15 protein-coding genes are annotated in these 15962 nt (G+C 70.3%); all 15 read left to right on the forward strand.

All coding sequences use genetic code 11. The annotated features are described in order from the left end of the window. Nucleotides 1–17: 17 nt before the first annotated feature. Nucleotides 18–1307, forward strand: coding sequence for a homoserine dehydrogenase (locus ABT129_RS02530; protein WP_351895915.1), 1290 nt, complete (start codon nt 18–20; stop codon nt 1305–1307). A 7-nt stretch (nt 1308–1314) separates the two neighbouring features. Next, nucleotides 1315–2385, forward strand: coding sequence for a threonine synthase (gene thrC / locus ABT129_RS02535; RefSeq protein ID WP_351895595.1), 1071 nt, complete (start codon nt 1315–1317; stop codon nt 2383–2385). Nucleotides 2386–2677: 292 nt separating this feature from the next. Next, nucleotides 2678–3595, forward strand: a complete 918-nt coding sequence (gene thrB / locus ABT129_RS02540; protein WP_351895596.1) for a homoserine kinase — start codon at nt 2678–2680, stop codon at nt 3593–3595. A gap of 417 nt (nt 3596–4012) precedes the next feature. Then, entirely contained in the window at nt 4013–6070 is a 2058-nt protein-coding gene (gene rho, locus ABT129_RS02545) for a transcription termination factor Rho (protein ID WP_351895598.1), read from the forward strand. Between the two features lie 194 nt (nt 6071–6264). Continuing rightward, nucleotides 6265–7362: an LCP family glycopolymer transferase gene (locus ABT129_RS02550; RefSeq protein WP_351895600.1), complete on the forward strand. Its 1098-nt coding sequence runs from the start codon at nt 6265–6267 to the stop codon at nt 7360–7362. Between the two features lie 167 nt (nt 7363–7529). Further along, a complete protein-coding gene (gene rpmE, locus ABT129_RS02555) occupies nt 7530–7748 on the forward strand; it encodes a 50S ribosomal protein L31 (protein WP_351895602.1) in 219 nt (72 codons plus the stop codon). Nucleotides 7749–7845: 97 nt separating this feature from the next. Continuing rightward, on the forward strand, nt 7846–8922 hold the full coding sequence (prfA, locus tag ABT129_RS02560; protein WP_351895605.1) for a peptide chain release factor 1: 1077 nt from the start codon (nt 7846–7848) through the stop codon (nt 8920–8922). A gap of 56 nt (nt 8923–8978) precedes the next feature. After that, nucleotides 8979–9824 (forward strand): peptide chain release factor N(5)-glutamine methyltransferase, encoded by an 846-nt coding sequence (gene prmC / locus ABT129_RS02565; protein ID WP_351895607.1) that lies wholly within the window; start codon nt 8979–8981, stop codon nt 9822–9824. 49 nt (nt 9825–9873) lie between these two features. Further along, a complete protein-coding gene (locus tag ABT129_RS02570) occupies nt 9874–10521 on the forward strand; it encodes an L-threonylcarbamoyladenylate synthase (protein ID WP_351895610.1) in 648 nt (215 codons plus the stop codon). Beyond that, nucleotides 10518–11165 carry an arsenate reductase/protein-tyrosine-phosphatase family protein gene (locus tag ABT129_RS02575; RefSeq protein WP_351895612.1) on the forward strand — a complete coding sequence of 216 codons (648 nt, stop codon included), beginning with the start codon at nt 10518–10520 and terminating at the stop codon, nt 11163–11165. Before ABT129_RS02570 ends, ABT129_RS02575 begins: the two co-directional genes overlap by 4 nt. Nucleotides 11166–11208: 43 nt before the next feature. Beyond that, nucleotides 11209–12480 carry a serine hydroxymethyltransferase gene (gene glyA / locus ABT129_RS02580; protein WP_351895614.1) on the forward strand — a complete coding sequence of 424 codons (1272 nt, stop codon included), beginning with the start codon at nt 11209–11211 and terminating at the stop codon, nt 12478–12480. 118 nt (nt 12481–12598) lie between these two features. Beyond that, a complete protein-coding gene (locus ABT129_RS02585; RefSeq protein WP_351895617.1) occupies nt 12599–13912 on the forward strand; it encodes an MraY family glycosyltransferase in 1314 nt (437 codons plus the stop codon). 262 nt (nt 13913–14174) lie between these two features. Then, nucleotides 14175–14588: a Cg1360 family ATP-synthase-associated protein gene (locus ABT129_RS02590; protein ID WP_351895619.1), complete on the forward strand. Its 414-nt coding sequence runs from the start codon at nt 14175–14177 to the stop codon at nt 14586–14588. A 222-nt stretch (nt 14589–14810) separates the two neighbouring features. Continuing rightward, nucleotides 14811–15620 carry a F0F1 ATP synthase subunit A gene (gene atpB / locus ABT129_RS02595; RefSeq protein WP_351895621.1) on the forward strand — a complete coding sequence of 270 codons (810 nt, stop codon included), beginning with the start codon at nt 14811–14813 and terminating at the stop codon, nt 15618–15620. A gap of 92 nt (nt 15621–15712) precedes the next feature. Beyond that, nucleotides 15713–15946 carry an ATP synthase F0 subunit C gene (gene atpE / locus ABT129_RS02600; RefSeq protein ID WP_030553531.1) on the forward strand — a complete coding sequence of 78 codons (234 nt, stop codon included), beginning with the start codon at nt 15713–15715 and terminating at the stop codon, nt 15944–15946. The last annotated feature ends 16 nt before the right edge of the window (nt 15947–15962 follow it).

Consider the following 15962-nt stretch of genomic DNA (forward strand, 5'->3'; position numbering starts at 1 on the left):
GAGAAAGAGGTCGGATGATGCGTACGCGTCCGCTGAAGGTGGCGCTGCTGGGCTGTGGAGTGGTCGGCTCAGAGGTGGCGCGCATCATGACGACGCACGCCGACGACCTCGCCGCGCGCATCGGCGCCCCGGTCGAGCTCGCCGGCGTGGCGGTCCGCCGCCCGGACAAGGTCCGCGAGGGCATCGCGCCCGAGCTGATCACCACCGACGCCACGGCCCTCGTCAAACGGGGGGACATCGACGTCATCGTCGAGGTCATCGGCGGGGTCGAGCCGGCCCGCACCCTCATCACCACCGCCTTCGAGCACGGCGCCTCCGTCGTCTCGGCGAACAAGGCGCTCCTCGCCCAGGACGGCGCGAACCTCTACGCCGCCGCCGAGGAGCACGGCCAGGACCTCTACTACGAGGCCGCCGTCGCCGGCGCGATCCCGCTGATCAGGCCGCTGCGCGAGTCCCTCGCCGGCGACAAGATCAACCGCGTGATGGGCATCGTCAACGGAACGACGAACTTCATCCTCGACAAGATGGACAGCTCGGGCGCCGGGTACTCCGAGGCGCTCGACGAGGCCACCGCCCTCGGGTACGCCGAGGCCGACCCGACCGCCGACGTCGAGGGCTTCGACGCCGCCGCCAAGGCCGCCATCCTCGCCGGGATCGCCTTCCACACGCGCGTGCGCCTCGACGACGTCTACCGCGAGGGCATGACCGAGGTCACCGCCGCCGACTTCGCCTCCGCCAAGCAGATGGGCTGCACCATCAAGCTGCTCGCCATCTGCGAGCGCGCCGCCGACGGCGGCTCGGTCACCGCGCGCGTGCACCCCGCGATGATCCCGCTCAGCCACCCGCTCGCCTCCGTCCGCGAGGCGTACAACGCGGTCTTCGTCGAGGCGGAGGCGGCCGGGCAGCTCATGTTCTACGGCCCCGGCGCCGGTGGCGCTCCGACCGCTTCGGCCGTCCTCGGCGACCTCGTCGCCGTCTGCCGGAACAAGCTCGAGGGGACCACCGGTCCCGGCGAGTCCGCGTACACCCAGCTGCCCGTGAGCTCCATGGGCGAGGTCGTGACGCGGTACCACATCAGCCTCGACGTGGCCGACAAGCCGGGCGTCCTCGCCCAGGTGGCGACGGTCTTCGCCGAGCACGGCGTATCCATCGATACGGTGCGCCAGCAGGGCAAGGACGGCGAGGCCTCCCTCGTCGTCGTCACCCACCGCGCGCCCGACGCGGCCCTTTCGGGGACCGTCGAGGCGCTGCGCAAGCTCGACACCGTGCGCGGTGTCGCCAGCATCATGCGTGTTGAAGGGGAGTAAAGGACCCATGACCCACAAGGGCACCCACCAGTGGCGCGGCATCATCGAGGAGTACCGGGACCGCCTTCCGGTCACGGGCACGACGCCGGTCGTCACGCTCCGTGAGGGCGGCACGCCGCTCGTTCCCGCTCAGGTCCTCTCCGAGCGCACGGGCTGCGAGGTGCACCTCAAGGTCGAGGGCGCCAACCCCACCGGCTCCTTCAAGGACCGGGGCATGACCATGGCCATCTCCAAGGCCAAGGAGGAGGGGGCGCAGGCCGTCATCTGCGCCTCCACCGGCAACACCTCCGCCTCGGCCGCGGCCTACGCGGTCCGCGCCGGAATGGTGTCGGCCGTCCTCGTGCCGCAGGGCAAGATCGCGCTCGGCAAGATGGGCCAGGCCCTCGTGCACGGCGCGAAGATCCTCCAGGTCGACGGCAACTTCGACGACTGCCTGACCCTGGCCCGCAGCCTCTCCGAGAACTACCCGGTGGCGCTGGTCAATTCGGTCAACCCGGTCCGCATCGAGGGCCAGAAGACCGCCGCGTTCGAGATCGTGGACATGCTGGGCGACGCGCCCGACATCCACGTCCTCCCCGTGGGCAACGCCGGCAACATCACGGCGTACTGGAAGGGGTACCGCGAGTACGCCGCCGACAGGCTGGCGACCCGCACCCCGCGCATGTGGGGCTTCCAGGCCTCCGGTTCCGCCCCGCTGGTGCGCGGCGAGATCGTCAAGGACCCGTCGACGATCGCCACCGCGATCCGCATCGGCAACCCGGCCTCGTGGGACTACGCGATCGCCGCGCGCGACGAGTCGGGTGGCTTCATCGACGAGGTGACGGACCGTGAGATCCTGCGCGCCTACCGCCTGTTGGCCGCCCAGGAGGGTGTCTTCGTCGAGCCCGCCTCGGCCGCCTCGGTCGCCGGTCTGCTGAAGGCCGCCGAGCAGGGCAAGGTCGACCCCGGCCAGACGATCGTCTGCACGGTCACCGGCAACGGGCTCAAGGACCCCGACTGGGCCGTCGCCGGCGCGCCGCAGCCGGTCACCGTTCCGGTCGACGCGGCCGCCGCCGCCGAGCGCCTCGGCCTGGCCTGATCCCCACCCCCGCGCGAGGAGCGGCACCCGTTCCCCGCGCGGGGAAACGCACTGATCGAAACCCGATCAGGAACGTACATAGGCGCACAGGTTGGCTCGCGACACGCATCGTGCGCCTCCTGTGCGCCCTATGTCGCGGCAGAACCTTCCTTCGATAGGCTGTACCGAACCCGCCCCGACGCATATGCGCGGTGTTGTTGCCGTTGTCGCCTCCGTGGCCGAAACGGACCCCGGGTTTCCGAGTACTTCTCTTGAACTACCCGTTGTCGCAATCAAGGAGAGTCATCGAGCGATGGCCGGTCCAGCGTTCCGCGCCGCCGCCGTACGGGTGCGCGTCCCCGCCACCAGCGCCAATCTCGGTCCGGGCTTCGACGCCTTCGGCCTGTCGCTGGGTCTCTACGACGACGTCGTCGTCCGTGTCGCCGACTCCGGACTGCACGTCGACATCGCCGGCGAGGGGGCCGAGACGCTCCCGCGCGACGAGAGCCACCTGCTCGTACGCTCCCTGCGCACGGCCTTCGACCTGCTCGGCGGGCAGCCGCGCGGCCTCGAGGTCGTCTGCGCCAACCGCATCCCGCACGGCCGCGGCCTCGGCTCCTCCTCCGCCGCCATCTGCGCCGGCATCGTCGCCGCCCGCGCCGTGACCATAGGCGGGGACGCCAGGCTCGACGAGGCCGCCCTCCTGGAGCTGGCCACCGAGATCGAGGGTCACCCCGACAACGTCGCCGCCTGTCTCCTCGGCGGATTCACGCTCGCCTGGACCGAGTCCGGTGCCGCGCGGGCGATCAGGATGGATCCCTCGGATTCCATCGTTCCGGTGGTTTTCGTCCCCGGGAAGCCCGTACTGACCGAGACCGCCCGCGGTCTGCTCCCGCGCACCGTCCCCCACGTGGACGCCGCGGCCAACGCCGGGCGCGCCGCCCTCCTCGTCGAGGCCCTGACCCGCCGCCCCGAGCTGCTGCTCGCGGCCACCGAGGACCGGCTGCACCAGGAGTACCGGGCGCCCGCGATGCCGGACAGCATCGCCCTGGTGAACCGGCTGCGGGCGGACGGCGTCCCCGCGGTCATCTCCGGCGCCGGCCCCACCGTGCTCGCGCTGGCCGAACACGGGACGGCCGACAAGGTCGCCCTACTGGCGGGCGAGGGATGGGCCGCGAACCGGCTCGACCTCGACGCCTCCGGAGCGAGCGTCCTTCCGCTCGCGCCCTAGGCGCGCGGCGGCCGGACGCCGGGCGGCGTCCGGGACAGGAGATTGCCGGTGAGGGAGAGGGGGAATGTTTGTCGGAGCCGGTAGTGTTAACCTCAAGTCAGCACCCGGCGCCTTTGTGGCGCGGTGCTGAGTGTCCCCATCAGGGACCACCGATTCTTCCGGGAGCCTCCCCAACTGCCTGAGCAGCCTGCCTGAGCAGTTTCGAGCACGCTCCGGAACCGGCACGACACCCCTCGCTCTATTTTCCAGTGAGGGCCGAGCAGGGGGCGCTCGGGCCGGACCCACAGCACGTTTCTCTCCGCCGTACCCGGCGGGACCACCGCCCCGGACACGGTCCACCCACACGGGACCGCTGCCGGACAGCACAACCGGTCGCCGAGCCAGATGGCCGACGTCCGCTCCAGGGAAGGACCCTTCGTGAGCGACACCACCGATCTGATGGGCGTGACTGCCGACAGCAGTGTCGACGCCGCCGCGCCCGCCGCAGGTGCTGCCACCGGCGGCACCGCACGGCGCCGCCGCTCCGGCACCGGCCTCGAGGGCATGGTCCTGGCCGAGCTGCAGCAGGTCGCGTCCGGCCTCGGCATCAGGGGCACCGCGCGCATGCGCAAGAGCCAGCTGATCGAGGTCATCAAGGAGGCGCAGGCCGGTGGAGGCTCCGCCGCCCCCGCCAAGGCCGCGGACGCCGCCGAGACCAAGCCGAAGCGCCGCGCCACCTCCAAGACCCGTACGGGTGAGACCGCTGCCGAGGCCGCCGAGCCCAAGGCGGAGAAGGCCGAGAAGGCCGTCGCCCAGCAGCAGATCGACATCCCGGGCCAGCCCGCCTCCGACGACCAGCCCGCGGGCGAGCGTCGTCGTCGCCGTGCCACCGCCCCCGCCGGTTCGCCGGAGGGCGAGGCCAAGGCCGAGGCCGCGCAGGTCGTCAAGACCGAGGCCCGTACCGAGGTCAGGACCGACGCGGGCACCGACACCAAGGCCGAGGCCGCCGTCGACGGCGCCGAGGGCCGTGGCCGCCGTGACCGCGGCGAGCGGGGCGAGCGCGGGGAGCGCGGCGAGCGCCGTGAGCGCCGTGACCGTCAGCGCGACCGCGGCAAGGGCGACGAGCAGCAGGGCGGTGGCCAGGGCGGCCAGCGCCAGCGCCAGGGCGGTCAGGGCCAGGGTCAGGGCCAGCAGGTCCAGAGCCAGGGCCAGCAGGGCGGCCAGCAGGCCGGCCCGCAGGACGACTACGACGACGAGGCCGGCGGCCGTCGCGGCCGTCGGGGCCGTTACCGCGACCGTCGCGGGCGCCGTGGCCGTGACGACTTCCAGGCCGGCGAGCCGCAGGTCGCCGACGACGACGTCCTGATCCCCGTCGCGGGCATCCTCGACATCCTCGACAACTACGCGTTCATCCGGACCTCGGGCTACCTGCCCGGTCCGAACGACGTGTACGTCTCCCTCGCCCAGGTCCGCAAGAACGGTCTGCGCAAGGGTGACCACGTCACCGGTGCCGTGCGTCAGCCGAAGGAGGGCGAGCGCCGCGAGAAGTTCAACGCGCTGGTCCGCCTGGACTCGGCGAACGGCATGGCCGCCGACTCCGGCCGCGGCCGCCCCGAGTTCAACAAGCTGACCCCGCTCTACCCGCAGGACCGGCTCCGTCTGGAGACCGACCCGGGCGTGCTGACCACGCGGATCATCGACCTCGTGTCGCCGATCGGCAAGGGCCAGCGCGGTCTGATCGTGGCCCCGCCGAAGACCGGCAAGACCATGATCATGCAGGCGATCGCCAACGCGATCACGCACAACAACCCCGAGTGCCACCTGATGGTCGTCCTGGTCGACGAGCGTCCGGAAGAGGTCACCGACATGCAGCGGTCGGTCAAGGGCGAGGTCATCTCCTCGACCTTCGACCGTCCGGCCGAGGACCACACCACCGTCGCCGAGCTGGCCATCGAGCGCGCCAAGCGTCTCGTGGAGCTGGGTCACGACGTGGTCGTCCTGCTCGACTCGATCACCCGCCTGGGCCGCGCGTACAACCTCGCGGCGCCGGCCTCCGGCCGCATCCTGTCCGGTGGTGTCGACTCGACCGCGCTCTACCCGCCGAAGCGCTTCTTCGGTGCCGCGCGCAACATCGAGGACGGCGGCTCGCTGACCATCCTCGCGACCGCGCTCGTCGACACCGGTTCGCGCATGGACGAGGTGATCTTCGAGGAGTTCAAGGGCACCGGCAACATGGAGCTCAAGCTCGACCGGAAGCTCGCCGACAAGCGCATCTTCCCGGCCGTCGACGTCGACGCCTCGGGTACGCGCAAGGAAGAGATCCTGCTCGGCGCCGACGAGCTCGCCGTCACCTGGAAGCTGCGTCGCGTGCTGCACGCGCTCGACCAGCAGCAGGCGATCGAGCTGCTGCTCGACAAGATGAAGCAGACGAAGTCGAACGGCGAGTTCCTCCTCCAGATCCAGAAGACCACCCCTGGAGGGAACAGCAACGACTGACGCGAGAGCTGCGTCACACGACGGAAGTCGGACCCCGCGTCCGTAACCCTGTCGTGACCTGCGTAAACACCGCGCCCACCGTGCCCCGCACGGTGGGCGCGGTGCTGTGCTCACCCAAACCTCACAGGCCCGTATGCAACCCTTTCGGGTGCTTCGCCGTCACACATGGTGAAACCGAGGGCCGAGGGAAGACGATGACCGAGCAGAGCAAGAGCGGCCGAATAGGCGGCGCGGGAAGCGGCCGCCGCCGCAAGCCCGCCGCCAAGCGCAGCCGCCGAACGGCGATCCTGGCGTCCGGGGCCGCAGCCGTCCTGGTGCTCGGCGGCGCCGGACTCGGATACGTGTACGTCAAGCTCGACGGCAACATCGAGGGCGTCGACATCAACGCCCAACTGGGCACCGACCGCCCCGACGACGTCGACGACGGCTCCATGGACATCCTCGTCCTCGGCTCCGACTCCCGCTCCGGCGACAACGGCGCCTACGGCGAGGACGAGGGCGGCGCCCGCTCCGACACCGCGATGGTCGTCCACGTCTACGAGGGCCACAAGAAGGCCAGCGTCGTCTCCGTACCCCGCGACACCCTCGTCGACCGGCCGGCCTGCACCGACCAGCGGGGCACCGCCGTCGCCGCCGAGCGGCGGGCCATGTTCAACACCGCGTACGAGGTCGGCGGCCCCGCCTGCGCCGTCAAGACCGTCGAGTCGATGTCCGGCATCCGCATGGACCACTACATCGAGGTCGACTTCACGGGCTTCAAGAAGCTCATCGACGAACTCGGCGGCGTGGAGATCACCACCACCGCCGCCATCAAGGACAGCAAGAGCCACCTCGACCTCGCGCCGGGCACCCACACCCTGGACGGCGAGCAGTCCCTCGGTCTCGTCCGCACCCGCAAGAGCGTCGGCGACGGCAGCGACCTCGGCCGCATCCAGCTCCAGCAGGCCTTCATGAAGGCCTTCATCGACCAGGTCAAGGACGTCGGCGTCTTCACCAACCCGAAGAAGCTCCTCGACCTCGCCGACGCCGCCACCAAGGCCATCACCCCCGACTCCGAACTCGACTCGGTCCAGGAACTCATGGGCTTCGCCAAGGGCCTCTCCGGCATCGGCGCCCAGAACGTCCACATGGTCACCCTGCCCGTCGAGTACGACCCCCGGGACCCCAACCGCGTCGTCCCCCTCGAAGCCCAGTCGCGGCAGGTCTGGACGGCCCTGAGGAAGGACCTGCCCATCCCCGCGTCGGCGACGAAGGACGCGGCCACCGGCAAGGCCGACGGTGTCGTGAAGTAGCCGCCCGACCACGGTCGTGAACCGTCAGGGACGCCCAGGAATACCTGCGGCCCGACCCCGGTTTTGGGAGATACGGCCGGTCCTGGCAGACTGGTACGTCGGCCCCGGTTCACGTCTGCCGCAATCCGCGGCGGCGACCCGGAGCCCTCCCGAAACTAGGAGACACCTTGAAGCGCGAGATCCACCCCGAGTACGTCGAGACCCAGGTCAGCTGCACCTGTGGCGCGTCGTTCACCACCCGGAGCACCCTGACCGACGGCACCATCCGTGCCGAGGTCTGCTCCGAGTGCCACCCGTTCTACACGGGCAAGCAGAAGATCCTCGACACCGGCGGCCGCGTCGCCCGCTTCGAGGCCCGCTTCGGCAAGGCCGCCGGCTCCAAGTAGCGAGCCCCTGCGCCGGTCCACGGTCGCCCCGCGCGGGTGACCGGGACCGGCGCTTTGCCGTCCCCGTAGCAACTGACGAAAACCCCAGGAGCCCCCGATGTTCGAGGCGGTCGAGGACCTGGTCGGCGAGCACGCCGGCCTTGAGACGAAGCTCGCGGACCCCTCGGTCCACGCCGACCAGGCGAACGCGCGCAAGCTGAACAAGCGCTACGCCGAGCTGACCCCCATCGTCGCCACCTACCGGTCCTGGAAGCAGACCGGTGACGACATCGAGACCGCCCGCGAGCTGGCGCACGACGATCCCGAGTTCGCCGCCGAGGTCAAGCAGCTGGAGAAGGACCGGGAGGAGCTCACCGACAAGCTCCGCCTGCTCCTCGTCCCGCGCGACCCGAGCGACGACAAGGACGTCATCCTGGAGATCAAGGCGGGCGCGGGCGGCGACGAGTCCGCCCTCTTCGCCGGCGACCTGCTCCGCATGTACCTCCGGTACGCCGAGCGCGTCGGCTGGAAGACCGAGATCATCGACGCCACCGAGTCCGAGCTGGGCGGCTACAAGGACGTCCAGGTCGCCGTGAAGACCAAGGGCGGCAACGGCGCCACCGAGCCCGGCCAGGGCGTCTGGGCCCGGCTCAAGTACGAGGGCGGGGTGCACCGCGTGCAGCGCGTGCCCGCGACCGAGTCGGCCGGCCGCATCCACACCTCCGCCGCCGGCGTGCTCGTCACGCCCGAGGCCGAGGAGGTCGAGGTCGAGGTCCACGCCAACGACCTGCGCATCGACGTCTACCGCTCGTCCGGCCCCGGCGGCCAGTCGGTCAACACCACCGACTCCGCCGTCCGCATCACCCACCTGCCGACCGGCATCGTCGCCTCCTGCCAGAACGAGAAGAGCCAGCTCCAGAACAAGGAGCAGGCCATGCGCATCCTGCGGTCCCGGCTCCTCGCCGCCGCGCAGGAGGAGGCCGAGTCCAAGGCCGCCGACGCCCGCCGCAGCCAGGTCCGCACCGTCGACCGGTCCGAGAAGATCCGTACGTACAACTTCCCGGAGAACCGGATCTCGGACCACCGCGTCGGATTCAAGGCGTACAACCTGGACCAGGTGCTCGACGGAGACCTCGACACCATGATCCAGGCGTGCGTCGACGCCGACTCCGCCGCGAAGCTCGCCGCGGCGTAAGCGGCCCCATTGGCGTAAGTTCCCCAAGCCCCACCCCCGCACCACGGAGGACCAGCGTGAACCTGCTGCTTGCCGAGGTGGCCCAGGCCACCCAGCGGCTGGCCGACGCCGGCGTTCCCTCACCGCGTTTCGACGCCGAGGAGCTCGCCGCGTTCGTGCACGGCGTCAAGCGGGGGGAGCTGCACAACGTCAAGGACGCGGACTTCGACGCCCGCTACTGGGAGACGGTCGCCCGCCGCGAGGCCCGCGAACCCCTCCAGCACATCACCGGGCGGGCGTTCTTCCGGTACCTGGAGCTCCAGGTCGGACCCGGGGTCTTCGTGCCCCGGCCGGAGACCGAGTCGGTCGTCGGCTGGGCCATAGACGCCGTCCGCGCCATGGACGTCGTCGAACCCCTCATCGTCGACCTCTGCACCGGCTCCGGCGCCATCGCCCTCGCCATGGCCCAGGAGGTGCCGCGCTCGCGCGTGCACGCCGTGGAGCTCTCCGACGACGCCCTCGTGTGGACCCGGAAGAACGCCGAGGGCTCCCGGGTCACCGTCCACCAGGGGAACGCGCTCAGCGCCCTCCCCGAGCTGGACGGCCAGGTCGACCTGGTCATCTCCAACCCGCCGTACATCCCGCTCACCGAGTGGGAGTACGTCGCCCCCGAGGCCCGCGACCACGACCCGGAGATGGCCCTCTTCTCCGGCGAGGACGGCCTCGACACCATCCGCGGCATCGAGCGCACCGCCCACCGGCTGCTGCGCCCCGGCGGCCTCGTCGTCATCGAGCACGCGGACACCCAGGGCGGGCAGGTGCCGTGGATCTTCAACGAAGAGGCCGGCTGGGCCGACGCCGCCGACCACCCGGACCTGAACAACCGGCCGCGCTTCGCGACCGCCCGCAAGGCAATGCCATGACTGTCATGACCGCCATGACGAACGACGTGTACGAGGAGGCCGGGAACTGATGGCACGGCGATACGACTGCAACGAGGCGACCGACCGCGTGACGGGTCTGCGCGAGGCCGCGTCCGCCGTCCGCCGGGGCGAGCTGGTCGTGCTGCCCACCGACACCGTGTACGGGATCGGGGCGGACGCCTTCAGCAGCGAGGCCGTGGCGGACCTGCTCGCCGCCAAGGGCCGGGGCCGCAACATGCCCACGCCCGTGCTCATCGGCTCCCCGAACACCCTCCACGGCCTGGTCACGGACTTCTCCGAGCAGGCCTGGGAGCTCGTCGACGCCTTCTGGCCCGGCGCCCTCACCCTCGTCGCCAAGCACCAGCCGTCCCTCCAGTGGGACCTCGGCGACACCCGGGGCACCGTCGCCATCCGCATGCCGCTGCACCCGGTCGCGATCGAGCTGCTCACCGAGGTCGGCCCGATGGCCGTCTCCTCGGCCAACCTCACCGGCCACCCGTCGCCGGAGGACTGCGACGCCGCCCAGCAGATGCTCGGCGACTCCGTCTCCGTCTACCTCGACGGCGGCCCGACCCCCGGCATCGTCCCCTCGTCCATCGTCGACGTCACGGGCAAGGTCCCGGTGCTGCTGCGCGAGGGCGCGCTCTCGCCGGAGGAGCTCCGGAAGGTCGTACCCGACCTCGAGGTGGCACATTGACCGCCCCTGAGGGGCGTGGCATAGCGGGGTTCGACGACAGCAGCACCTTCCGCATCCTCCACGTCAGCACCGGCAACGTCTGCCGCTCGCCGATCACCGAGCGGCTGACCCGCCATGCCCTGAGCGACCGCCTCGGCGACCCTCTCGGCGGCGGCCTGATCGTGGAGAGCGCGGGCACCTGGGGCCACGAGGGCGCCCCGATGGAGGCCAACGCGGAACTCGTCCTCGCCGACTTCGGCGCGGACTACAGCGGCTTCGTGGGGCGCGAGCTCCTCGACGAGCACGTCATCCGCGCGGACCTCGTCCTGACCGCGACCCGCGACCACCGCGCGCAGGTCATCTCCATGGGCCACTCGGCGGGTCTGCGCACCTTCACCCTGAAGGAGTTCACCCGCCTGGTCCGCGCGATCGACCCGGCGACCCTCCCCGACGCCCACGACGAGGGCATGGTGGAACGCGCCCGCGCCCTGGTCCGCGCGGCGGCGGCTCTACGCGGGTGGCTCCTGGCCCCCTCGGTGGACGCGGACGAGGTCAACGACCCGTACGGCGCCCCCATCACGTTCTTCCGCTCGATCGGCGACGAGATCAACCAGGCGCTCGACCCCGTGGTGACGGCGCTGACGGGTGTGCGGGCGCGCGACTGAGTCTCGACGGGCGGGCCGGGGGGTGGCTGCCTACATTGGGGACATGCCGGTCACCGCGCCCCCCGATGAGGATCTCGACGTCCTGCGCCGACAGGACCCCGAGGTCGCCGACGTGCTGCTCGGTGAGGTGCGGCGGCAGGCCGACAGTCTGCAGCTGATCGCCGCCGAGAACTTCACCTCGGCCGCCGTCCTCGCGGCCCTCGGCTCCCCCCTCGCCAACAAGTACGCCGAGGGCTATCCCGGCGCCCGGCACCACGGCGGCTGCGAGTACGTCGACGCCGCCGAGCGGATCGCCGTGGAGCGGGCCACCGCGCTCTTCGGAGCCGACCACGCGAACGTGCAGTCCCACTCGGGCTCCTCGGCCGTCCTGGCGGCGTACGCGGCCCTTCTCAGGCCCGGTGACACGGTCCTGGCCATGGGCCTGGAGCACGGCGGGCACCTCACGCACGGTTCGCCCGCCAACTTCTCCGGTCGCTGGTTCGACTTCGTCCCGTACGGCGTCGACGCCGAGACCGGGCTCGTCGACCACGAGCAGGTCGCCGCGCTCGCCCGACACCACCGCCCCAAGGCGATCGTCTGCGGCTCGATCTCGTACCCCCGCCACCTCGACTACGCGGTCTTCCGGGAGATCGCCGACGAGGTCGGCGCCTATCTGATCGCCGACGCGGCCCACCCCATCGGCCTGGTCGCCGGGGGAGCGGCCCCCAACCCCGTCCCGTACGCCGACGTGGTCTGCGCGACCACCCACAAGGTGCTGCGCGGCCCGCGCGGCGGACTGATCCTCTGCGGCGAGGAGTTCGCGGGACGGATCGACCGGGCGGTGTTCCCGTTCACCCAGGGCGGCGCCCAGATGCACACGATCGCGGCGAAGGCGGTGGCCTTCGGCGAGGCGTCCACCCCGGCGTTCACCGCGTACGCCCATCAGGTGGTCGAGCACGCCCGGGTGCTCGCGGCCGCCCTCGCCGCCGAGGGCTTCGCGCTGACCACCGGCGGCACCGACACCCACCTCATCACCGCCGACCCCGCGCCCCTCGGCATCGACGGCCGGACCGCCCGCGCCCGGCTGGCCGCCGCCGGCATGGTCCTCGACACCTGCGCCCTGCCACGCGCCGGAGGCGCATATGACACGGCCGGGGACGGGCGCGGCATCCGGCTCGGTACGGCCGCGGTCACCACACAGGGCATGGGCGCCCCCGAGATGGCCCGGATCGCCGCGCTGTTCACCGTCGCGCTGCGCGACGACGCCTCGGAGACCGCTCGGGTACGGGCGGAGGTACGGGCGCTGACCGGGCGTTTTCCCCCGTATGGACGCTGATCGGAAGCCGGGGAAAGTCCCCGTGCAACCGTTCTCGGGGTACAGGTGTCTCCAAGCACATGGACGGCACGGCTAGGGTGTGGGGCTGAGATGGCCAGCTATTCCTGTGGGGCAGCCCGTGCGTGATTACCTGCTGACGCTCTGTGTCACGGCCGCTGTGACCTATCTGCTCACCGGTCCGGTGCGGAAGTTCGCCATCGCGACCGGGGCGATGCCGGAGATCCGCGCCCGTGACGTACACCGAGAACCGACACCGCGGCTCGGTGGCATCGCCATGTTCTTCGGGCTGTGCGCGGGACTCCTCGTCGCCGACCACCTGCAGAACCTGAACAGCGTCTTCGAGCTCTCCAACGAGCCCCGGGCGCTGCTCTCCGGTGCCGCCCTGATCTGGCTGATCGGCGTGCTGGACGACAAGTTCGAGCTGGACGCCCTGATCAAGCTGGGCGCGCAGATGATCTCGGCGGGCGTGATGGTCGCGCAGGGTCTGACGATCCTGTGGCTGCCGATCCCGGGTGTCGGCGTGGTCTCGCTGACCCCGTGGCAGGGCACGCTCCTGACCGTCGCCCTGGTCGTCCTCACCATCAACGCGGTCAACTTCGTCGACGGTCTCGACGGTCTCGCCGCCGGCATGGTCTGCATCGCCGCCGCCGCCTTCTTCCTGTACGCCTACCGCCTCTGGTACGGCTACACGATCGAGGCCGCCGCCCCCGCGACGCTCTTCACGGTCATCCTCATGGGCATGTGCCTGGGCTTCCTGCCGCACAACATGCACCCGGCGCGGATCTTCATGGGCGACTCCGGCTCCATGCTGATCGGTCTGATCCTGGCGGCCTCGGCCATCTCGATCACCGGTCAGGTCGACCCGGACGCGCTGAAGATCTTCGAGGGCTCGACCCGGCAGGCCACCCACGCCGCCCTGCCCGTCTTCATCCCGCTCCTGCTGCCGCTGACGATCATCGCGATCCCGATGGCGGACCTGGTCCTCGCGATCGTGCGCCGCACCTGGAAGGGCCAGTCGCCGTTCGCGGCCGACCGCGGGCACCTCCACCACCGGCTGCTCGAGATCGGGCACTCGCACAGCCGCGCGGTGCTGATCATGTACTTCTGGTCGGCGCTGATCGCCTTCGGGACGCTGGCCTACTCGGTCCACTCGGCGTCGATGTGGATCGTCCTGTGCGTCGTCGCGCTGAGCGCGATCGGTCTGGTGCTGCTCCTGCTGCCGCGGTTCGCGCCGCGCGCCCCGCGCTGGGCCGAGTCGGTCGTACCGCCCCGTTACCGCCGGCGCAAGAGGGTTCCCGTCGTGGAGGCCGTTCCGGAGCCCGTCGTGGTGCCGGAGGAGCGGATTCCGGTGCCCGCGGGCATCAACGGAGCCACCGCCATCGGCAACCGGGCGCGCTTCACCGACCGGCGGAAGGCCGGAACGCCGAGTTGACGAAAGCCGCATCGGCGGCCAATAGCAGACAAGGCGCCTTCCTGTCGCGCACACACGCGCGGTGTAACTCTCATGTGTGACAGTTGGCACACCTTATGGGTAAAGACCTATTCAAATAGTTTGTGATACGGTTCACGAGACCCGGCGACAGTGCCGAAAGACCGTAGTGCGACGGTCCGTTGGCCCCGAGACCCACCTCGGACCGGGCTTACGCTCGTCCATGACGACACCATCGCCCCCTCCATCAAGCGGAGACACCGCCATGCCGTCCAACGACGCACGCACCCTGCTGCACGCCGCCATCCCCACCGCTGCCGTCGGCGCGATCGCCACGGTCATCAGTGGCGTGATCGCCGGTGGCAAGGGAGCGCTCGGCGCCGTCGCCGGCACTCTGGTCGTGATCCTCTTCATGGGTATCGGGCTCGTGGTGCTGCAGCGGACGGCGAAGAAGTTCCCGCAGCTCTTCCAGGCCATGGGGCTCTTGCTCTACACGACCCAGCTGCTGGTCCTCTTCGTTTTCCTCGCCCTGCTGAAGAACACCTCCGTGTTCGACTTCAAGGCGTTCGCCTTCACGCTGCTCGCGACGACCGTGGTGTGGGTCGCCGCACAGGCCCGGGCCTACATGAAGGCCAAGATCATGTACGTCGACCCCGAGAACACGGGGTCGAAGTCGTGAAGGGTAGGGCCGGGATAAAGCCGCGTTCGGCTTCCTGCTATCGTCCGGTGCCAACTGCGGCACTGCGGGCGCGGGCATCCGAGACGCCTGTCCCAGCGCGAGGCTCGATGCCGAACCGCCGCCCCCTTATCCGTAAGACCAGTCCAGTGCCGACCCGCGGCTGCGTGCCGCGCCGACACAACGAGGTTGCCGTACCTATGCGCCACGCTGAAGGAGCCCGCGGTGAGTGCTGACCAGACGCTTGCCTTCGACCCGGATTGCCACATCTTCACCGGATGTGGCTTCCCGGCGCCGGGCCTGCACACGTTCATGTACGAGCCGATCGCGACGTGGGGTGGCTTCGAGCTGACGAAGCCCATGCTGCTCGCGGTCCTGGGTTCGATCGTGGTCGTCGGGTTCTTCTGGGCCGCCTTCAACAAGCCCAAGCTGATCCCCGGCAAGATGCAGATGGTCGGCGAGGCCGGCTACGACTTCGTGCGCCGCGGCATCGTCTACGAGATCATCGGCAAGAAGGACGGCGAGAAGTACGTCCCCTTCATGGTGTCGCTGTTCTTCTTCGTCTGGATCCTGAACCTCTGGTCGATCATTCCGCTCGCCCAGTTCCCGGTCACCTCGCTGATCGCGTTCCCCGCGGCGCTCGCCCTGATCGTCTACGTGCTCTGGGTCTCCCTGACCTTCAAGAAGCACGGCTTCGTCGGCGGCTGGAAGAACATCGTCGGCTGGGACAAGTCCCTCGGCCCGATCCTGCCGCTCATCGTGGTCCTCGAGTTCTTCTCGAACCTGATCATCCGACCCTTCACGCACGCGGTCCGACTGTTCGCGAACATGTTCGCCGGTCACCTGCTCATCGTGATGTTCTCGCTGGCCTCCTGGTACCTGCTGAACGGCATCGGCATCGTCTACGCCGGTACGTCGTTCGTGATGGTCGTGGTGATGACCGGCTTCGAGCTCTTCATCCAGGCCGTCCAGGCGTACGTCTTCGTGCTCCTGGCCTGCAGCTACGTACAGGGCGCGCTCGCCGAGCACCACTGAGCCGGCCCCTGACAGGCAGCAGCACCCCCAAAACCAACAGTCGTCCGGTGGCCAACCCCCACCGGGTCCTTGAAAGAGAAGGAAGAACCGGCATGTCCCAGACCCTCGCCGCTGTGACCGGCAACGTCGCCTCCATCGGCTACGGCCTCGCGGCCATCGGCCCCGGCGTCGGCGTCGGCATCATCTTCGGTAACGGCACCCAGGCCCTCGCCCGTCAGCCCGAGGCGGCCGGCCTGATCCGTACCAACCAGATCATGGGTTTCGCCTTCTGTGAGGCGCTCGCCCTCATCGGCATCGTCATGGGCTTCGTCTACCCGTCCGCCTAAGACGGAACCGACAGCC

The sequence above is a fragment of the Streptomyces sp. NPDC002057 genome, from assembly GCF_040296665.1.
Taxonomy (GTDB): Bacteria; Actinomycetota; Actinomycetes; order Streptomycetales; family Streptomycetaceae; genus Streptomyces.